This window comes from Sphingomonas faeni, assembly GCF_024273235.1.
Lineage (GTDB): Bacteria > Pseudomonadota > Alphaproteobacteria > Sphingomonadales > Sphingomonadaceae > Sphingomonas > Sphingomonas faeni_A.
This window is the reverse complement of the sequence record NZ_JANBVH010000016.1, coordinates 87668-106428: the sequence shown is the minus strand read 5'-3', so window position 1 is coordinate 106428 and position 18761 is coordinate 87668. Positions and strand designations below refer to the sequence as shown.

The following is an 18761-nucleotide window of genomic DNA, read 5'->3' as shown; positions in this document are numbered from 1 at the left end:
GATTACGCATCAGTCGAAATAATCGCCAGTGCAACAGATTCATCCGCTAGGGGAGGGGGGGATGCCTTTGACGGTTGAGCAGGCGCGACTTGTGACGCACAGCTATGCCCAGATATCAATTTTCCCGCATTCGTATTCCGAGCTATTTTATCATCGACTATTGCTGAACCATCCCTTTGCACGCGCGCTTTTTCCTGACGATATGACGCATCAAATATTCGTTTTCTCAAAAACAATTGATGTTCTGGTTGAGAATGTTGCGGATCTTCCGCGACTAAGGCCGACGTTGATCGATCTAGCGAAGAAGCATGTCAAGTACGGCGTAAGGGCATATCAATATGCTGCGGTCGGAACGACATTAATCGATACATTTTCAGAGATTTTGGGGGAGGATTTTACCCTTGAAGCCCGTCAGGCCTGGGAGCTGGTCTATACCGAAACTGCTGGTGTTATGATATCCGCAGCGTATCCTGAAAGCTAGTCGGCGCATACGGCAGAATCGGCCAGCAAAAACCTTTACACGCGACGCTTATCTACACGTCAACTCTACCATGTTTTCCCAGTTCAAGTGTTGGATTATGTCGGATTAGCAATTTCATGTAACCTGTGTTGACTTCAGTTATTGCCATCGACCATGCCGCGAGCCCGATGACGACGTCGGGTATAACTCTCGCTTACAGAGCCGAGCGCTTGGCATGATCCCCAAATACGACTAGAGCACAGCTTGGTACGCGAGGCCGAGGAACGGCTCGCTAGTATAAATGCTGCAGATGATACCGCCCGGGTAGCGCATGCCGAATTGGCTGACCGCTATGCAGATCGCGCATGGTCTGCGCGTAAGGCTCGGCGCGAAGACGGCCTGAAATGCTGATGTTGCAACGTGCCCTTGTCGAGGCCAACCCGCCGCACCCGCTGCTCATGAAACTCGAACAGCACGCGACGCTTCCTCCACGCGATCTGGAAGCCGATCCCCTTACGACCTAACGTCTAAACTAAGTGTGTTCGCGTCTTAGTATTCGGGGGCCTGTTCAGCGACACCACGACTTTAGGCAAGGTCGTCGATATTAACGCAAAGGTATGCCGGACGTGCCGATGTTGCGGAGGGGGGACCTTTGGGGGTACAATACTCAATTATTAACCGGTTTTACTAATTCAGTGTGGTAGGGTCATCGCCCAACACCCCCACGGTTTCACTGAAGATCGCGGACGAGGCGCATCGCGACGGCCATCCAGGCAGGGTTTTTGATCGTCTGTGGCGGCGTGCCCGGGCCCGGCGGCAAGAGAATCACGCTGCCCTTGCATCCGATCATCCGTCCGAATGCGAGCCGCCCGGCGGGTTGCGGGACGAGGACGTCGCGGTTTAGGGCGGTGGCGAAGTTCTCCGGCGCCAGCATCGCGCACCAGATCACGTCGCCCGCGCGGTAGTCGCCGATTCCGCCCGCTACCGTCACCGCGATCTGGCCGGGTGCGACCTGGGGCGGGCGCACGGTCGTGGTTCGGCGCGGCGCGTGGACGCCGCGGCCGTCGAGGATCGCGGTGACGGGCAGGTCGACCCGGTCGGGCAGCGTCACGAGATCGGCCGCCTCGACGCCCAGCGCCGCGGCGATCCGGTTGAGCCAGCCGACCGACACGGTGCGCGTGCCCGTCTCGAGCCGGCCGATCGTCTGCGCGGTTGTCGGCGGAACACAGCGCCGCGCGACATCCTCCAATGTCAGGCCCTTGGCGCGGCGGACTTCGCGAATGGCGGTGATCATTAGCCGGCTCCAAACCAGATGGGTTATTCCTCTGTCCTACAACCATGACGATATGGCAACCGGCGCAGGTGATGTGGAGCGGCAGAGGGAGACGGCGGATGCGCGAGCTGGTGGAACGATCGATCGATGCGGAGGGCGTTCCGCAGCCATCGGGGGCGCGGCGTGGACGCATGGTGACCGTCAATCTGGCCGAATCGCCGCTCGGGTGGTTGCGGTCGCGCGGGCTGGTCGATGCGCGGCAATTCTCAGCAGGAGAGCAGCTGCGCGCCGATTACGAGCGGGCCTCGATCGCGCCGAGCGTGACGATGCGCTGGGCGGAGCGGGTCGATGGGGGCGGGCATGACGGGCTCGATCCGGCATCGGCGCAGATCGCGGCGAAGCGACGGTTCGACAATGCGATCGCGGCGGCGGGGCCGGGGTTGGCGGATATCCTGTGGCGCGTGGTCTGCGCGGGGGAGGGGCTGCCATCGGCAGAAAAGGCGCTGCACTGGCCGGCGCGGGCGGGGCGGCTGGTCCTGACGCTCGCGCTCGACCGGCTCGCTGCTTATTACGGCATAAGTTAGCGCGGGGCTGGGATCGGTTGCTCAACCTCGCGATCCTTCCCCGCCAGGGGGAGGTGGCTGGCGCTTGCCAGACGGAGGGGGAGGAAAGGGTAATTGCCGTTGCGTGTCCTCCCCCTCCGTCGCCTTCGGCGCCACCTCCCCCTGGCGGGGGAGGATCGCGAGGTCGCCGCTGCCGGCTAAGACTTTTATGAAAATCCTCTCAGCAACCAACCTTCAACCTCGCCCCCGTCCGCACTCGCTTTGCCCGCCCCGCAGCACTAAGTTGCAGGCATGCGCTTCGATCTCATAAAATGCCACGGCTCCGGCAACGACTTCCCCTTGATCGACGCACGGGCGTCCACGCTCGACCATGCAGCCTGGGCAGTCGTCGCGCGCGCCCTCGCGGATCGGGGTGGGCCGGTCGGTGGCGATGGCCTGCTCCTGCTCACCGGCGGCGACGAGACCCACGCGTTCGGCATGCGGATGTTCAACGCCGACGGCAGCGAGTCCGAGACGTGCCTCAACGGCCTGCGATGCGTCGCGCGCGCCGGGTTCGCGGCGACCGGCGTCGAGACCGCAACGGCGTTGCTCAAGACCAGCGATGCAATCGTCGTGCACGATGTCGACATCGCGGCAGGTGTGTTCACGGTACGCGAGATCGCAGGGCCGGCGTCGCTAGACGTCACCGCGTGGCCGATGGAGGCTGGCGCGGATCGCATCGTCGACACGCCGATCCCCGACTTGCCGACGGACCGCGCCTTCACCGCCGTCGCCATGCCGAATCCGCATCTCGTGACGTTCGTCGATGCGATCGACGAAACCGAACTCGTCCGCGTAGGCGAAGCCTGCGAGGCCGCACCCGCTTGGCTGCCCAATCGCGCCAACGTAAGCTTCGTCGAGGTCCGTGGCGCCGACCTGTTCGTCCGCACCTTCGAGCGCGGGGTCGGGCTCACCGACAGTTGCGGCAGCGCGATGGCGGCGTCGACCTATGCCGCGTGCCTGACCGGGCGGATCGCATACGACACGCCGACGACCGTCTTCAACAAGGGCGGCCTCGTCCGCGCCGAGGCGAGCGAGGCGGCGATGGTCACGCTGTCGGGCAATGCGACGTTCGAATGGACCGGCTCGATCGACGTCGATCTCGCGACGGCGACGGCAAGCGACCTGGTCGTCACGACCCGGCATGACGAAGAGATTGCGGCCTGGGACAGGCTTGTCGCAACGATCTGAAACACGGCTGCATCATTCTCCCGATCCGGCCGTATCTTTCCGCAGAAGCGTCGGCCGACCGGCGCAGTGCAGGAGAGCATGCCGTGAATCACGTGTTTCGTACCGCGATCGTCGCCGCCGCCATCGCCGTCAGCGGCAGCGCGATCGTCGCCGCGCAGACCAATCCCATGGTCGGCGGTGCCGCGATGTATCCGACCAAGACGATCGTCGAGAACGCGGTCAATTCGAAGGATCACACCACGCTCGTCGCCGCGGTGAAGGCCGCCGGCCTGGTCGAGACGCTGTCGGGCCCAGGTCCGTTCACGGTGTTTGCGCCGACCAACGCCGCGTTCAAGAAGCTGCCCGCCGGCACCGTCGACACGCTGCTCAAGCCCGAGAACAAGGCGCAGCTGTCCGCCGTGCTGACCTATCACGTCGTTCCCGGCACGATCACCGCCGCCGACATCGCCGCCAAGGCGAAGGCAAACGGCGGCACTGCGACCTACACCACCGTGCAGGGCGAGCCGCTGATGTTCAAGAAGGTCGGCAGCGGCTGGGGCATCATGGACGGCAAGGGCCACAAGGGTCGCGTCACGATCGCCAACGTCATGCAGTCGAACGGCGTGATCCACGTCATCGACACGGTGATGCTGCCGTAATCGGCCGTCACGCGAGATAGCTGCCTCGATCCCCCCAAGAGGCAGCTTCGTCGGGCCCGTCGTCGAAAGGTGGCGGGCCCGATTGCGTTTCCGGGCGACTCTCCTCCCCTGCGAGGGGAGGTGGCTGGCGTAGCCAGACGGAGGGGTAGTACGCTATCGAGAGGGCGATACCCCTCCGTCAGCCAACCGGCTGCCACCTCCCCTTGCAGGGGAGGATGCACGATCAGCCGATTAGCAGGCCTGCTAGCGCGGCCGACATCAGGTTCGCCAGACTTCCTGCCGCCAGAGCGCGCAGGCCGAGCTTGGCAATCATCGGCCGCTGGTTCGGCGCGAGGCTGCCGGTCACCGCCATCTGGATCGCGATCGACGAGAAGTTCGCGAACCCGCACAGCGAGAAGGTGATGACCGCGATCGTTCGGTCGCTCAGCCCCTGCTGCGTGCCGAGCGAGATATACGCGACGAACTCGTTCAGCACGATCTTCTGCCCGAACAATCCGCCGGCGATCCCGGCCTCGCTCCACGGCACGTTGAGCAGGAACATGATCGGCGCGAAGACATAGCCGAGCAGCCCCTGGAAGCTCAGCCCCGGCAGCCCGATCATGTTGCCGAGCCCGCCGAGCAGCCCGTTTGCGAGCGCCACGAGCGCGACGAACGCCAGCACCATCGCCCCGACCGCGACGGCCAGACGGACCCCGGTCTGCGCGCCCTGGGCGGCGGCCATGATCAGGTTGGCGGGCTTTTCCTCGTCGTGCGTCGCCTGCGGCATCGGTTCGCCGGCGGACGATTCCCCCGGTAAATCGCCGAGCGCCAGTTCGCCCTCGGGCGGCATGACGCGATCGGGCATGATGATCTTCGCCATCAGGATGCCGCCCGGCGCGGCCATGAAGCTCGCGGCCAGCAGGTAATCGATCCGGATGCCCATCGACGCGTAGGCCGCGAGGATCGTGCCTGCGACACCCGCCATCCCGCTGGTCATCACGGTGAACAACTGCGCCGGGGTCAGCCCCGCCAGATACGGCCGGATGACGAGCGGCGATTCGCTCTGGCCGACGAAGATGTTCGCCGCCGCGCACAGCGATTCGACCTTCGAGACGCCGATGACCTTCTCGATCCCGCCGCCGACCCAGCGCACCACCAACTGCATGATGCCGAGATAATAGAGGATCGAGACCAGGCTGGCGAAGAAGATGATCACCGGCAGCGCGGCGATCGCGAAGCTCTGTCCGCCGATCTCGGGCGTCGCCATCTTGCCGAACAGGAATTCGGTGCCCTTCTGCGAATAGCCGAGCAGGTTGGCGACCCCGCCCGACATCTCGCCGAGCACGACCTTGCCGAAGCTCGAATACAGGACGAGCACGGCGATCCCGGCCTGCAACGCAAACGCCGCGCCGACGATCCGCAGGCGGATCGCACGGCGGTCGCTCGACAGCAGCACCGCGATGCCGAGGATGACGGCGATGCCAGCAAGGCCGATGACTAGTCTTTCCATGGACGCCCTGCATTTTTGACTGACACGCGCCGCCCCCCGGCCGCGCAAGCGACCGACATGACACGCGAGCGCCGCACTCGCCAGTCATTTGAGGTCTAGTCATTTGACGGCGTGGCGGTTTTCGCTAGCGTCCCCGGCGATGGATAAGTCTCCCCCCAGTTCCCCGGCCGCGTTCCCGCGTTCGCTCTTCGTTTTTTCGGTCCTGTACGGCGGCATGGTGTGCATCGCCGGCGTGTTGGGGGTGAAGCAGGTCGCGCTCGGCCCACTTGCGGTCGAGGCGGGCATCTTCGGCTTCCTGTTGCTGGTGGTACTGAGCAGCGCGATTTCCGAGCTGCACGGCCAGAAAACCGCGACGTTCCTGGTGCGCCTCGGGTTTATCCCGCTGCTGGTATCGGCGGCGCTGATCCACCTGGTGCTCGCCCTGCCGCACGATCCGGGCATGTACCCGCCCGCGGTCGACGCGTTCCCGATCGTGGTCGGCCAGAGCTCGCGGATGATGATCGCCGGGCTGATCTCCTACGGCATTTCGCAGACGCTCAACGTGCTGATCTTCTCGAAACTGTCGGGACAGGTCGGCAGCGGCGAGGGCAAGCTGGTATGGCTGCGCGGCATGATCGCGAGCATCATCTCGCAGATCATCGATACCATTTTGTTCATCACCATCTCGTTCCTCGGCGAACGGCCGATCCTGGCGCTGATGGAAGGGCAGATGCTCACGAAAGTCGTGCTGTCGATCGTGCTGGTACCGTTCCTGATCACCTTCTTCGTGCGACTGGGCCGGCGGCTGGACCGGGTATGATCTGAAGGCTGCATCCTAGGCCTGTCATCCTTTGAGCCGTCGCCCTCCAACCCCACGGCCCCCAAGACCATTGCTCCCCAAGCCCTTCGCTCCCCAAGCCCGTCACCCCTCAAGCCCGTCACCCCTCAAGCCCGTCACCCCAGCGAAAGCTGGGGTATCCCCGTTGGCTGGCGCTGCGGCTCGAACCGGGAGATCCCAGCTTTCGCTGGGATGACGGATGGGGCGGGCGTGGATGTCTCGTGTCACGCCAAGCCACGCCACGCCACGCCACGCCACGCCACGCCACGCCACGCCACGCCACGCACACGCGTTCCCCGGATGACGAACCGCCTGCGACTGGCTAAAGCGCGAGCATGACCGATCACACGCCCGATCCCGCCCTGCTCGCCAAGGCGGAAACGCTCACCGAGGCGCTGCCGTATCTGCAGCGCTATGCCGGCAAGACGTTCGTCGTGAAATACGGCGGCCACGCGATGGGCGACCCCGAGCTGCAGCGCGATTTCGCCGAGGACATGGTGCTGCTGAAGGCGGTCGGCATCAACCCGGTCGTCGTCCACGGCGGCGGCCCCCAGATCGGCGCGATGCTGAAGCGGCTGGGCGTCGAATCGCGCTTCGTCGACGGCCTGCGCGTCACCGATGCCGAAACCGCGCAGATCGCCGAAATGGTCCTCGCGGGCTCGATCAACAAGGAAATCGTCGGCTGGATCGGTCAGGCCGGCGGCCGCGCGGTCGGTATCTCGGGCAAGGACGCAGGCCTCGTCCTCGCGCAGAAAGTCGGCCACGGCCGCGAGCCCGACAAGCTCCAGGGGATCGAACGGCACGTCGATCTCGGCTTCGTCGGTGAGCCGATCGCGGTCGATCGGACGATCCTCGACACGCTGATCAAGGCCGACATCATCCCGGTGATCGCCCCGATCGGCATCGGTGCGGACGGCCACACCTACAACATCAACGCCGACACGATGGCCGGCGCGATCGCCGCCGCGATGGGCGCCGCGCGGTTCTTCCTGCTGACCGATATCGTCGGCGTGCTCGACAAGCAGGGCGAACTGCTCACCGATCTCGACCCCGCACGGATCGCCGAACTGCGCGCCGACGGCACGGTGACGGGCGGCATGATCCCCAAGCTCGACACCTGCGTCGCAGCGGTCGAATCGGGCGTGGATGCCGCGGTGATCATCGACGGTCGCGTCCCCCACGCGATGCTGCTGGAAATCTTCACCAAACAGGGCGCAGGCACGCTGGTCAGCGCGAACGGGCGCGCGCGGTAGGGGGCCGTCCAACCCCACGATCCTCCCCCGCAAGGGGGAGGTGGCACCGAAGGTGACGGAGGGGGAGGACACGGAACAGCGGTCGTCGCTTTTCTCCCCCTCCGTCACGCCCCCACATCCGTCATCCCAGCGAAAGCTGGGATCTCCCGGTTCGAGCCGCGCACTCACCAACTGGGATACCCCAGCTTTCGCTGGGGTGACGGAGTAGGGCCGGGGGGACTATCGCCTAAGCAGCCCTTCTCGTTCTCCCCCCGCCACCTTATATCGGCAATACACCAGCGGAGACCCTTGCCTTGATCGCCCTTCTTCAGATCGTCCAGTTGCTGCTCAACCTCGTCTGGTGGGTCATCGTCATCCAGGCGATCCTGTCGTGGCTGATCGCGTTCAACGTCATCAACACGCACAGTGATTTCGTCCGCACGGTCTGGAACGCGCTGCAGAAGATCACCGAGCCGCTGTATCGTCCGATCCGCCGCATCCTGCCCGATTTCGGCGCGCTCGATCTGTCGCCGCTCGTCGTGCTGCTGATCCTCTACATCCTGACCAACATCGTCATCCCGAACATCGCGCAGAACTACCTCGTCGCGGCCTATTGATCGGGCCGACAGCCTGGCGCGCGGTCGATGACGGCCTCGCGATCGCCGTCCGGGTGACTCCGCGTGGCGGTCGCGATGCGCTGGCAGCCGGAACCGCGGAGCATTTCGCCGCGAGGCTGGCAGCCGCCCCCGTTGATGGCGCCGCGAACGCCGGGCTGGTCGCGCTCGTCGCCAAGACCTTCGGCGTCCCCAAGCGCGCCGTCACGATCGTCGCCGGGGACACCGCCCGCCTGAAGCGCCTGCACATCACCGGGGACGCCACTGTGCTGGCGGAAATCGCCGCCGGTCTTTAAGGACCGCGGGCATGAGCGCGACCATCATCGACGGCAAGGCCTTCGCCGCCGGCCTCCGGGCCCGTATCGCAGACGGCGTCACCGCCTTTCGGACGCAGGCGGGCCGCGCGCCCGGCCTCGCCGTGGTGCTGGTCGGCGAGGATCCTGCCTCGAACGTCTATGTCCGATCGAAGGGCAGGGCGACGCGCGAGGCCGGGATGGAAAGCATCGAGCACCGGCTCCCCGCTGACGTGCCCGCCGAAGACCTGCTCGCCTTGGTCGCGACGCTCAACGCAGACCCGACGATCGACGGTATCCTCGTGCAGTTGCCTTTGCCCAAGCACATCGACGAGCAGGCGGTGATAGCGGCGATCGATCCCGACAAGGACGTCGACGGCTTTCATCCGATCAACGCCGGCCGCCTCGCAACCGGCCTGCCGGGCTTCGTCCCCTGCACGCCGCTCGGCTGCGTGATGCTGCTGAAGAGCGTGCTGCCGAGCCTGAGCGGATTGGAGGCGGTCGTCGTCGGCCGCTCCAACATCGTCGGCAAGCCGATGGCGCAACTGCTGCTCCGCGAAAGCTGCACGGTTACCGTGGTCCATAGCCGCACCAAGGACGTCCCCGCGCATATCCGCCGCGCCGACATCGTCGTCGCCGCGGTCGGCATCCCGCAGATGATCAAGGGCGACTGGCTGAAGCCCGGCGCGACCGTCATCGACGTCGGCATCAATCGCACCGACGCGGGCCTCGTCGGCGACGTCGATTTCGCCAGCGCGGTCGAGGTCGCGGGTGCGATCACGCCGGTACCGGGCGGTGTCGGGCCGATGACGATAGCGTGCCTGCTCCGCAACACGTTGGTCTCCGCAGGACGTCGCGAAGGCGTCGCGATCGAGGAGTCCGCGCTATGATCGAACTCTACATCTCGTCGCTGATCACCTTTTTCGTGGTCATCGATCCGCCCGGCTGCGCGCCGATCTATGCCGGTCTGTCGGCAAGCGCTTCGTCCCTCCAGAAGCGGGCGATGGCGATCCGTGCGGTCGGGGTATCCGCGCTGATCCTGTTCGTGTTCGCACTGTTCGGCGAGGCGTTGCTCAAAGGGCTCGGCATCAGCCTCGCCAGCTTCCGCATCGCCGGCGGCATCATGCTGTTCCTGATCGCGCTCGAAATGGTGTTCGAAAAGCGCACCGAGCGCCGCGAGGACCGCGCCGCCAAGGTGGCGAGCGATCCCGAGGTCGAGGACGTCTCGATCTTCCCGATGGCGATGCCGATGATTGCGGGCCCCGGCTCGATCGCGTCGGTGATGCTGTTGATGAGCCGCAACAGCGGGATCGAACGCTCGCTTGTGGTGCTCGGCGCGATGGTGACGATCCTGCTGCTGACGCTGGTCGCACTGCTCGCGGCGGGGCCGATCATGCGGATCCTCGGTGCGAAGATCGAGGCGGTGATCACGCGCCTGCTCGGCGTGCTGCTGGCGGCGCTCGCGGTACAGTTCGTGCTCGACGGCCTGTCGGTGGTGTTGCGCTGATTCGTCATCCTGGGCTCGACCCAGGATCCAGAGCCAAGAGCGGTATCGCCAATGGCTCTGGATCCTGACTTTCGTCAGGATGACGGGAGGTCAGTCCACCTTGAACAACCGCAACGGCGACTTCGCCGGCAGCGGCAGCGGCGTCAGCCACGCCGGCACCTCGTTCTTCGCCATCTGCGCGTAAAACCCCTTCGGGCTGCGCGCCTTGTAGTTGGTTGATTCCGCCGCATTCGGGCACAGCAACAGCATCGTCGCGCCGTGCCGCTTGATGATCGCATGCGCCTGGTCCGGCGTCCCCCCGAACGCATGCTGGACGTCGAGGATCGCATCGCCGTTGCGATGATACGGCCCCGCGATCGCATCGTGATGCGTGATCGTGATCAGCCGCGGCCCCATGTCGACGAAGGTGAACACCGTCTGCGTGGGATATTTGTTCAGCGCGAGCAGCACGGTCGTGCGCAGGCAGTTGCCGGTCGCCGAGTTGACGCGCTTCTCATACGGCTTCGGCCGGTCGATCGGGAAATACTGGATCAACATCCCGGCAAACAGCCCCGAGACGATCAGGAACGCACCCACCGTGCCGATCACCCGGACCGCCACCGACCGGTTACCCAGCAACCGCGGCAGGATCAGCCACCCGAGCGCAGTCGCCCCCGGAATCGCCAGCAACTGCGCCGCCGGCCCTGCGCGGACCTGCCACAACAGCATCGCACACGCGAACGCAGTGAACAGCGCCACCGCCGCCCAGCCAACCGCGCGCGGATCCCGTCGCGCTCGCCAGGCCGCCAGGATCGCCCCGATCAATCCGATGATCGGCAGAGTCGCCAGCGCGAAGCCCACCCGGAAACTATGCTTGTAGATCGGCTTAGCCTCGCGGACATTGTCCAGCCAGTTGCGTTGCAACTCGGGCGAAATCCCCTCGGGCCGCCCCAGGCACTGCGGAAACACCAGCGCAAAGCCCACCACGATCGCCGCACCCGCCACAACCGCCAGAGCCAGCCGAGCCCCCCGCGACGCCGGCCCGAACCGCGCGAGCAAAAACAGCAACATCCCCGCCGCGATCATCACGCTCAACCACACCGGCGTCAGCGCATCGCACCGCATCGCCTGGTTGGCGTTCGACGCGAACAGCGCGAAACCCAGCGTGCTGCCGCCACCAAGCGTCAGCGCATAGATCGACAGCCGCTCGGCCTCCGACCGGTCCCACACCCAACGCAAGGCGATGATCGCCCCCGCCATCGCCGCATACGGCAACAGCTCGAGCCCGATCGACAGCGAAACCGCGCTCGCGAGCCCGACCATCGCGCCACCGCGCCGCGCGTTCGTATCGCACAGCCCCGCCACCGTCAGGCTCAGCATCGCGAGCTGCCAGCCGTGATGATCGATCCGCTCGGGCATGAACATCAGCATCGTGCCGGTCGCACCGACCATGATCACGACTGCCAGCGGCCACGCATAGGGGCTGATCAACCGTCGCACGGTCGCGCCGATCCCCAGCATCGCGATCGACAGCGGCAGAAGCGGCGCGATCCCGCACGCCAGCCGCTCCGCCCAGCTGTTGGTGGTGAAGAGGCGGAAGAACAGGATCAGTGCTGCGATCGGCAGGTCGACGATGCGGCTCCAGTGGATATCGAACCCTACCGGCGGGTTCATCCGGTAGTTGCGCAGATCGTACCAGCCCTGGCCGTCGAGCAGCGCTCGGACCTGCATCAGCCGCATGTTGTCGTCGGTGTCGCCGAGCGACAGCCAGCGGATCTGCCCCCAGCGATCGAACACCGACCACGCCGCCACCGCCACCCAGGCGAGCAGTGTGAGCGCGATCCAGTGCCGATCGAGCGCGTCTAGCAGCGTGTTCCGCTGAGGTGGTGGTGCCTGATCCAAAACGCTTTCCTCCAGCCCGCACGCACTCTAGATGCGCGGGCATATCTCAAGCGTCGCTCTATCGCGGTGTTGGTAAAGAACAAGGCGGGCATGCAGGCGATTTGGCGACAGATGGAGCAGATGCGGGCGAGCGGCGTGCTCGGCCAGCTCGTGCGCTTCGGCATCGCCGGCGGCATTTCCAGCGTCGTGTACTCGCTCGTCTACCTGCCGCTGACCGCCTATGTCTTTCCGCCACGCCAGGCGGTCGCCGCGGTGCCGTTCGCGTTCGCGGTCGCGGTGGTCGTCGGGTTCTTCCTGCACAGCCGCTGGAGCTTCAAGGGGCACGCGAAGGAACCGGGGGCAGGGCGGCATTTCAAGTTCGTGATCGTCCAGGGCTCCGGGCTGGCGCTCAATGCCGTGATTACCTGGATAGGGACCGCGCTGCTCCATCTGCATCCGTGGATCCCGCTGATCCCCGCCGTCTTCCTTGCCGCGATCGTGACGTTCGTGCTCAACCGTCTCTGGGTTTTCAACTGAAATGGCCGACAAGTAATGGACCGCATCGTCTACGACCGGATGGCCGCCCATGATTCCACGCACTGGTGGTACCGCGCCCGTCGCGACATCCTGGCGGATTACCTGACGCGGTACGGCGCGTTGCCGAAGGATGCGAAGATCCTAGAGATCGGCTGCGGCACCGGGCATAACCTGCCGATGCTGGCCGAATTCGGCGAGATCGACGCGATCGAGATCGACCCCGCCGCGCGCGAGATCGCCAGCGAGCGGCTCGGCAAGCCGGTCGGCGCGGCGCCCTTGCCCGAACTCCCCGACGTGCCGCGAAAGCATTACGACCTGATCGCGGTGCTGGACGTGGTCGAGCATATCGAGGACGACGTCGCCGCGCTGAAGGCGATGGCGGATTGTCTCGCCCCCGGCGGCAAGATCCTGATCGCAGTCCCCGCGCATGCCTGGCTGTGGAGCGCGCACGACGTCGTGAACCACCACCACCGGCGTTACTCGAAGGCGACGCTCAAGACGGCGATCGAGACCGCTGGCCTGAAACCGGAAAAGCTCGGCTATTTCAACTCGCTGCTGTTCCCGTTGGCAGCGGCGGCGCGGATCGCCGGCCGCCTCTCCGGCCGCGACGACAGCGACGACTCCCCGCCACCCAAGCTGGTAAATGCGCTGTTCGAGAAGATCTTCCGCCTGGAACGCCATCTGGTCGGCCGCATGCCGATGACGCCGGGTGTCTCGATCGTGACCCTGGCAGTGCCGCGGTAAGGCTGATCCTCCCCCGCCAGGGGGAGGTGGCTGGCAATTTGCCAGACGGAGGGGGCGGCAGGCGCCGACCCGTGCTCCGTGTCCTCCCCCTCCGTCGCTTCGCGCCACCTCCCCCTGGCGGGGGAGGATCGGCGGGGATTTCAGTACGAGGGGGCGGGGGATACGCCTCTTGGATTCCTGAATTTTTGAGGAAGCACCAACCCGGCGAAGGCCGGGGCCCAATTGGGGGACCTCGCTAGCTGAGCACGGCGCTTCGTTACTGCGACCTCTCCAGTTGGGCCCCGGCCTCCGCCGGGGTGGTGTGAGGATCAGTCGATACGGCCCGGGAGGGAGCCGTCAGGCGGTCGCACCACGTCCACCGGTTCCGCACGAAACCCCAAGGTCGCCTTCCCCTGGATCGGGCCCGCCACGTCCGCGACGATGTACAGCGGGCGCCGCTTCGATTCGACGTACAGCCGCCCGAGATACTCGCCGATCATCCCCAGCACGAACATCTGCACCGCGCCGAGAAACACCGTGACGAGCATCGTCGAGGTCCAGCCCTGCACCGCGCTGCCCGACAGCCAACCGATCGCGATATAGACGAACAGGAGCAGCGACACGCCGGTCAGCGCGAGCCCCGCATGGCTGGCGAAGCGCAGCGGTGCGGTCGAGAAGCCGGTGACGGCGTCGAACGCCAGGCGGATCATCTTCGCGAGGGGGTAGTTCGTCTCGCCCGCTAGCCGCTCGGCGCGATCGTAGGGGAAGGGCACCTGCTTGAAGCCGATCCAGGCGACCATGCCACGGATGAAGCGGGCCTGTTCCGGAAGAGACAGGAACGCGTCGAGCGCACGCCGGCTCATCAGGCGGAAATCGCCGGTATCGAGCGGGATCGGCGTGTCGGTCATCCGCGTCAGCATGCGGTAGAACGCGGCGGCGGTCGCCTTCTTGAACACCGTCTCCCCCGCGCGCTGGCGGCGCACCGCATACACCACGTCCGCCTGACTCGCCGCCATCGCGGCGCGCATGTCGGACAGCAGTTCGGGCGGATCCTGGAGATCGGCGTCGATGATCAGGATCTGCTCGCCCGCGCACAGATCGAGCCCGGCGGTGAGTGCCAACTGGTGGCCGTGGTTGCGCGAGAGGTTGATCGCCACCAGCCGCGGGTCGGCGGCGGCGAGACGCTGCATCACGCCCCAGCTGTCGTCGCGCGAGCCGTCGTTGATCAGGACGATCTCGTAATCGTCGCCGACCGCGACTTTCGCCGCGCCGGAAATGCGTGCGTGCAGGATGTCGAGGCACGCCGCCTCGTTATAGCAGGGTACGACGATCGAAAGGGACGGACGGTTCATCGCCCCCGTCTAGCGCCCGCCGCGCCCGCCGTCATCGTCGGATGTTTCTACACCCGCTCCACGGTGTGCACCGCATCCGCCGCACGCAGCCCAGCCATCAGCCGCATCAGTTGCTGCACGTCGTGCACCTCGACGTCGATCTCGTTGGTGTGGAAGCTCTTGTCGCGCGTATCGAGCCGCAGGTTGATGATGTTCGCCTTGTGCCCGCCGATGATCGTCGAGACGATGCCGAGCGAGCCCGGCTCGTTCTTCACCATTACCGAGATGCGCGCGACGGCGCCCTCGGTCTCGTCGCCCCATGCGACATCCACCCAGTCGGTCTCGTTCTCCGAGCGCTCGGCGAGTTCGGCGAGCACACGGCAGTCGATCGCATGCACCTCGATCCCCGCATCCGGCCGGCGCAATCCGACGATGCGGTCGCCCGGCACCGGATGGCAGCACGTCGCGAGGTCGTAGGCGACACCGGGCGTGAGCCCCTTGATCGAGATAGCGCTCGATTGCGGTGCCAGCGCGTGCGTCACGTCGGCGCCCGCCGAGCCCGGCATCAGCGCCTCCATCACCGCCGCATCGGACAAGGTACGCCGCGCGATCGCGACCATCAGCGACGATTCGTCGGGCAGCTTCAGTCGTTTAAGGGCATGGCTGAGTGCATCGGTGCCGATCTGCGCGGGCAGGCGGGTGACGATATCCTCGTACAGGGTCTGGCCGAGCGCGGTCTGTTCGACGCGCTCCTTCTGCCGCAGATGCCGGCGGATCGCAGCGAGCGCCTTGCCTGTCGTCGCGACGTTCAGCCATTGTGGCTGCGGGGACTGGCCCTTCGAGCGCAGGATCTGCACCTGGTCGCCATTCTCGATCACCGTCGACAGCGGCACGACACGACCGTTGACCTTCGCGCCGACCGCCTGGTCGCCGAGATCGGTGTGCACGGCATAGGCGAAGTCGATCGAGGTCGCGCCCTTGGGCAGCTGGATCAGCTCGCCCTTCGGCGTGAACGCGAAGATGCGATCGGTGTACATCGCCATCCGCGTGTGTTCGAGCAACTCTTCCGGGCTCTCAGCGGTATCGAGGATCTCGACGAGGTCGCGGATCCAGCTGACCTGCCGGTCGCTGCCGTTGATCTGCTGCTTGTACGCCCAGTGGGCCGCCAGCCCGAACTCGGCCTGCGCATGCATGTCGGGCGTGCGGATCTGGATCTCGATCCGGGCGCTGTCCGCATGGATCACCGAGGTATGCAGCGAGCGATAGCCGTTGCGCTTGGGCGTCGAGATGTAATCCTTGAACCGCCCCGGCACCATCGGCCAGCGCTGGTGGATGATCCCAAGTGCGCGGTAGCAATCCTGCTCGGTAGGGACGATCGCGCGGAAGGCCATTACATCGGAGAGTTGTTCGAAGCTGATGTGGCGTTCGGACATCTTCCGGAAGATCGAATAGGGGTGTTTCTCGCGCCCCGAGATCTCCGCGTCGACCCCGGCGCGCGACAGGACCAGCTTCAGCCCGGACGCGATCTTGGCGATGCGGTCGCCGTCGCCCTTTTTCAGCTGTTCGAGGCGGCGGTTGATCGATTCGGACGCCTCGGGCTCGAGCTGTTCGAACGCCAGCGACTGCATCTCGCGCATGAACTCGTACATGCCGATCCGCTCGGCGAGCGGCGCGTAGATGTCCATCGTCTCCTTGGCGATGCGACGGCGCTTCTCCGGCTTGGCGATGTGATGCAGCGTCCGCATGTTGTGCAGGCGGTCGGCAAGCTTCACCAGCAGCACGCGGATGTCGTCGGACATCGCGAGCAGGAACTTGCGCAGGTTTTCGGCGGCGCGTTCGTTCTCGGTCTGCGCTTCGATCTTCGAAAGCTTCGTCACGCCGTCGACGAGGCGCGCGACCGAGGCGCCGAACAGCCGCTCGATCTCCTCGGGCGTCGCGACCGTGTCCTCGATCGTGTCGTGGAGGATCGCGGTGGCGATCGTCTCCGCATCGAGGTGCAGGTCGGTGAGGATGCCCGCCACCTCGATCGGGTGGCTGAAATACGGATCGCCGCTCGCGCGCTTCTGGCTCCCGTGCGCCTGCATCGAGAAGACATAGGCGCGGTTCAGCAGCGCCTCGTCGGCGTCGGGATCGTAGTCGAGGACGCGATCGACCAGTTCATATTGGCGCAGCACCCGCCATAGATGGGGCCGGGCGGGGACTTTTGGCAACAAAAAGCGTCGCATCACTGTGATCTAGTGGGCGATCTGGCGGGTGCCCCCGAGAGGTGCGTCAGCCATTCGTCGGAGCAGCGGCATATAACGCAGGATAACCGGCGTGTTTCGCTTCGGCGGCTTATGCGGTACGCTCGCCCGCGGACGAGGATGACGTGATGGGCAAATTGCGCGAACCATTGCTGGAATGCAGCCTGCCCGCCGCGCTGGAGGCGATGGGCGAGCGCTGGTCGTTCCTGATTCTCCGCGCGGCGTTCAACGGCCTGCATCATTTCGAGGAGTTCCAGTCTGAGCTGGGAATCGCGCGCAATATCCTCGCGAACCGGCTGGCGCGGCTGGTCGAGCACGGGATCCTGGCGCGGCAGCCTATTCCGGAGGACCGGCGCAAGATCGCGTACGGACTGACCGACAAGGGTTTCGCACTGCTGCCGACGATGATCGCGCTGCGGCAATGGGGCGAGCGGTGGGAGACGTGCGTGCCGGCGTTCCCGATCCTGGTCGACGCGCGCGATCGACGGCCTTTGCAGCCGGTCTCGGTGCGGGCGCATGACGGGCGGGTGCTGGGCAAGGGGGATTTGATCTGGGCGCTGCCTGGGGAGGTTGCCGAGGATGGCGTGGCGGCGGAGGGGGCGGCCGAGGCGGCGGAGTAGGGCCCCTTCTGCTCCCCTCCCTGGAAGGGGGGGGCTGGGGGTGGGTCGGCTTGGGGCTGGTGCTTTCGCTCGCCAATTGGCCGACCCACCCCCAACCCCTCCCTTTCAGGGAGGGGGGACCGTTGTGTTAGTGGCTTTGTAGCGACTCCAGCAGCGTTCGGATCGCGTCGGGCAGGGGCACGGGGCGGCCTGTTTCCAGATCGACGTGGACGCTGACCATAGTGATCACCGTGTGCAGTTCCCCCGTCTCCGCATGCGCCAGTTCGAAGCGCTTCGTCAGGCTCGTCGTACCGAGCTTCTCGATCCGCACGAACGCCTCCACCGTATCCCCCAGGCGGAACGGCTTGAGGTAATCGATCTCGGTCCGGCGGACGTTGAACTCGGTGGTCGGCCAGATCTCCGGCAGCGCCTCGGCGATCCCGGTCCATTCCCAAAACTCGGTGACTGCGACGTCGGCATATTCGAGATAGCGCGAGTTGAAGACGATGCGCTGGCCGTCGATCTCGGCATAGCGCACGCGGAACCTGGTCGAGAAGGCAAAGCCGGGCCGCATCAGAAGATCAGCCGGACGCCGACGATCGCCAGCACGGTCGCGAGCACCGGGACCAGTACGCGGTCCGAGACGCGCGTGGCGATCAGGCTGCCGACGATGATGCCGGGGATCGAGCCGATCAGCAGCGACACGAGCAGGTCGACATCGACCGAGCCGAGGATCCAGTGGCCGATCCCGCCGAGCAGCGTCAGCGGCACCGCGTGCGCGATGTCCGAGCCGACCAGCCGGTTGATCGGCAGCGTCGGGTAGAGAATGAGGAGCGCGGTCATGCCCAGCGCGCCGGCGCCGACCGAGGTGAGGGATACGAGCACGCCGAGCACTGCGCCGAGCAGGATCGTCAGCATCGCTTGGCGTTCACCGCCGACCGTGCCGATCCGCGGGGTCAGCCATGCGACGATCTTGCCGCGGAGGAACGTCGCGACCGCCGACAGGATCAGCGTGATGCCGAGCACCACGCTGATCGCGTGCCCGGTGTCGGACGATTTCTCGCCGAGATGGTTGAGCACCAGCAACGTCGCGATCGCCGCGGGGACGCTGCCGGTCGCCAGCCGTCGCACGACGCGCCAGTCGACCGTGCCGCGCCAGCCGTGCACCGTCGTCCCCACCGTCTTGGTCGCCGACGCGTAGAGCAGGTCGGTGCCGACCGCGGTGGCCGGGTGGAAGCCGAAGACGAGCACCAGCAGCGGCGTCATCAACGACCCGCCACCGACGCCGGTCAGCCCTACGAGAAGGCCGACGAGCACGCCGGCCACCGAATATAACGGATTGATATCCACTA

General features: G+C 65.8%; 20 protein-coding genes. 13 read left to right on the top strand and 7 right to left on the bottom strand.

Features of this window, described 5'->3' with window-relative positions:
* Positions 1–61 precede the first annotated feature (61 nt).
* A complete protein-coding gene (locus tag NLI89_RS10825; RefSeq protein WP_254687067.1) occupies positions 62–481 on the top strand; it encodes a globin domain-containing protein in 420 nt (139 codons plus the stop codon).
* Between the two features lie 709 nt (positions 482–1190).
* Here NLI89_RS10825 and NLI89_RS10820 read toward each other — a convergent pair.
* Positions 1191–1754: a helix-turn-helix domain-containing protein gene (locus NLI89_RS10820; protein ID WP_254687066.1), complete on the bottom strand. Its 564-nt coding sequence runs from the start codon at positions 1752–1754 to the stop codon at positions 1191–1193.
* 98 nt (positions 1755–1852) lie between these two features.
* Here NLI89_RS10820 and NLI89_RS10815 point away from each other — a divergent pair, with 98 nt between their 5' ends.
* The 3 genes from NLI89_RS10815 to NLI89_RS10805 all read left to right on the top strand — a co-directional run bounded on the left by NLI89_RS10815 (position 1853) and on the right by NLI89_RS10805 (position 4164).
* A complete protein-coding gene (locus NLI89_RS10815; protein WP_254687065.1) occupies positions 1853–2317 on the top strand; it encodes a DUF6456 domain-containing protein in 465 nt (154 codons plus the stop codon).
* Between the two features lie 270 nt (positions 2318–2587).
* Positions 2588–3526, top strand: coding sequence for a diaminopimelate epimerase (gene dapF / locus NLI89_RS10810; protein ID WP_254687064.1), 939 nt, complete (start codon positions 2588–2590; stop codon positions 3524–3526).
* 83 nt (positions 3527–3609) lie between these two features.
* A complete protein-coding gene (locus NLI89_RS10805; protein ID WP_254687063.1) occupies positions 3610–4164 on the top strand; it encodes a fasciclin domain-containing protein in 555 nt (184 codons plus the stop codon).
* A gap of 223 nt (positions 4165–4387) precedes the next feature.
* Here the strand turns inward: NLI89_RS10805 and NLI89_RS10800 are convergent, their stop codons facing one another.
* A complete protein-coding gene (locus NLI89_RS10800; protein ID WP_254687062.1) occupies positions 4388–5653 on the bottom strand; it encodes a NupC/NupG family nucleoside CNT transporter in 1266 nt (421 codons plus the stop codon).
* Between the two features lie 139 nt (positions 5654–5792).
* Between NLI89_RS10800 and NLI89_RS10795 the strand changes: the two genes are divergently transcribed.
* From NLI89_RS10795 to NLI89_RS10770, 6 genes are all read left to right on the top strand, one after another.
* Positions 5793–6452 (top strand): queuosine precursor transporter, encoded by a 660-nt coding sequence (locus tag NLI89_RS10795; protein ID WP_254687061.1) that lies wholly within the window; start codon positions 5793–5795, stop codon positions 6450–6452.
* A gap of 353 nt (positions 6453–6805) precedes the next feature.
* Entirely contained in the window at positions 6806–7723 is a 918-nt protein-coding gene (argB, locus tag NLI89_RS10790; RefSeq protein WP_187503857.1) for an acetylglutamate kinase, read from the top strand.
* 293 nt (positions 7724–8016) lie between these two features.
* On the top strand, positions 8017–8319 hold the full coding sequence (locus NLI89_RS10785) for a YggT family protein (RefSeq protein ID WP_093398362.1): 303 nt from the start codon (positions 8017–8019) through the stop codon (positions 8317–8319).
* Positions 8316–8612, top strand: a complete 297-nt coding sequence (locus NLI89_RS10780) for a DUF167 domain-containing protein (protein ID WP_254687060.1) — start codon at positions 8316–8318, stop codon at positions 8610–8612. Before NLI89_RS10785 ends, NLI89_RS10780 begins: the two co-directional genes overlap by 4 nt.
* A gap of 11 nt (positions 8613–8623) precedes the next feature.
* On the top strand, positions 8624–9499 hold the full coding sequence (gene folD, locus NLI89_RS10775) for a bifunctional methylenetetrahydrofolate dehydrogenase/methenyltetrahydrofolate cyclohydrolase FolD (protein WP_254687059.1): 876 nt from the start codon (positions 8624–8626) through the stop codon (positions 9497–9499).
* Positions 9496–10116, top strand: a complete 621-nt coding sequence (locus tag NLI89_RS10770) for a MarC family protein (protein WP_254687058.1) — start codon at positions 9496–9498, stop codon at positions 10114–10116. The genes folD and NLI89_RS10770 overlap by 4 nt, the downstream gene beginning before the upstream one ends.
* Positions 10117–10206: 90 nt before the next feature.
* On the opposite strand, the gene NLI89_RS10765 is transcribed toward NLI89_RS10770, so the two are convergent.
* Positions 10207–11997, bottom strand: a complete 1791-nt coding sequence (locus NLI89_RS10765; protein WP_254687057.1) for an AcrB/AcrD/AcrF family protein — start codon at positions 11995–11997, stop codon at positions 10207–10209.
* 66 nt (positions 11998–12063) lie between these two features.
* Here NLI89_RS10765 and NLI89_RS10760 point away from each other — a divergent pair, with 66 nt between their 5' ends.
* Complete coding sequence (locus tag NLI89_RS10760) at positions 12064–12513, top strand: GtrA family protein (protein ID WP_439144507.1); 450 nt, start codon at positions 12064–12066, stop codon at positions 12511–12513.
* Positions 12514–12528: 15 nt separating this feature from the next.
* Positions 12529–13257 carry a class I SAM-dependent methyltransferase gene (locus NLI89_RS10755; RefSeq protein ID WP_254687056.1) on the top strand — a complete coding sequence of 243 codons (729 nt, stop codon included), beginning with the start codon at positions 12529–12531 and terminating at the stop codon, positions 13255–13257.
* Between the two features lie 308 nt (positions 13258–13565).
* Here the strand turns inward: NLI89_RS10755 and NLI89_RS10750 are convergent, their stop codons facing one another.
* Complete coding sequence (locus NLI89_RS10750; RefSeq protein WP_254687055.1) at positions 13566–14588, bottom strand: glycosyltransferase family 2 protein; 1023 nt, start codon at positions 14586–14588, stop codon at positions 13566–13568.
* Positions 14589–14635: 47 nt separating this feature from the next.
* On the bottom strand, positions 14636–16741 hold the full coding sequence (locus NLI89_RS10745; RefSeq protein WP_254687054.1) for a RelA/SpoT family protein: 2106 nt from the start codon (positions 16739–16741) through the stop codon (positions 14636–14638).
* Positions 16742–16938: 197 nt separating this feature from the next.
* Here NLI89_RS10745 and NLI89_RS10740 point away from each other — a divergent pair, with 197 nt between their 5' ends.
* Complete coding sequence (locus NLI89_RS10740) at positions 16939–17430, top strand: winged helix-turn-helix transcriptional regulator (RefSeq protein WP_254687053.1); 492 nt, start codon at positions 16939–16941, stop codon at positions 17428–17430.
* Between the two features lie 127 nt (positions 17431–17557).
* On the opposite strand, the gene NLI89_RS10735 is transcribed toward NLI89_RS10740, so the two are convergent.
* Together NLI89_RS10735 and NLI89_RS10730 are read right to left on the bottom strand one after the other, a co-directional pair.
* Complete coding sequence (locus NLI89_RS10735) at positions 17558–17983, bottom strand: acyl-CoA thioesterase (protein ID WP_254687052.1); 426 nt, start codon at positions 17981–17983, stop codon at positions 17558–17560.
* Positions 17983–18759, bottom strand: coding sequence for a sulfite exporter TauE/SafE family protein (locus NLI89_RS10730; protein WP_254687051.1), 777 nt, complete (start codon positions 18757–18759; stop codon positions 17983–17985). The genes NLI89_RS10735 and NLI89_RS10730 overlap by 1 nt, the downstream gene beginning before the upstream one ends.
* Between the last annotated feature and the right edge of the window lie 2 nt (positions 18760–18761).

What these genes read in the sequence shown, in the direction of transcription:
- NLI89_RS10740 (WP_254687053.1), top strand. Translation starts at nt 16,939, where the DNA reads ATGGGCAAATTGCGCGAACCATTGCTGGAATGCAGCCTGCCCGCCGCG.
- argB (WP_187503857.1), top strand. Translation starts at nt 6,806, where the DNA reads ATGACCGATCACACGCCCGATCCCGCCCTGCTCGCCAAGGCGGAAACG.
- NLI89_RS10815 (WP_254687065.1), top strand. Translation starts at nt 1,853, where the DNA reads ATGCGCGAGCTGGTGGAACGATCGATCGATGCGGAGGGCGTTCCGCAG.
- NLI89_RS10735 (WP_254687052.1), bottom strand. Translation starts at nt 17,983, where the DNA reads ATGCGGCCCGGCTTTGCCTTCTCGACCAGGTTCCGCGTGCGCTATGCC.
- NLI89_RS10750 (WP_254687055.1), bottom strand. Translation starts at nt 14,588, where the DNA reads ATGAACCGTCCGTCCCTTTCGATCGTCGTACCCTGCTATAACGAGGCG.
- NLI89_RS10755 (WP_254687056.1), top strand. Translation starts at nt 12,529, where the DNA reads ATGGACCGCATCGTCTACGACCGGATGGCCGCCCATGATTCCACGCAC.
- NLI89_RS10825 (WP_254687067.1), top strand. Translation starts at nt 62, where the DNA reads ATGCCTTTGACGGTTGAGCAGGCGCGACTTGTGACGCACAGCTATGCC.
- NLI89_RS10800 (WP_254687062.1), bottom strand. Translation starts at nt 5,653, where the DNA reads ATGGAAAGACTAGTCATCGGCCTTGCTGGCATCGCCGTCATCCTCGGC.
- NLI89_RS10770 (WP_254687058.1), top strand. Translation starts at nt 9,496, where the DNA reads ATGATCGAACTCTACATCTCGTCGCTGATCACCTTTTTCGTGGTCATC.
- NLI89_RS10795 (WP_254687061.1), top strand. Translation starts at nt 5,793, where the DNA reads ATGGATAAGTCTCCCCCCAGTTCCCCGGCCGCGTTCCCGCGTTCGCTC.
- folD (WP_254687059.1), top strand. Translation starts at nt 8,624, where the DNA reads ATGAGCGCGACCATCATCGACGGCAAGGCCTTCGCCGCCGGCCTCCGG.
- dapF (WP_254687064.1), top strand. Translation starts at nt 2,588, where the DNA reads ATGCGCTTCGATCTCATAAAATGCCACGGCTCCGGCAACGACTTCCCC.
- NLI89_RS10820 (WP_254687066.1), bottom strand. Translation starts at nt 1,754, where the DNA reads ATGATCACCGCCATTCGCGAAGTCCGCCGCGCCAAGGGCCTGACATTG.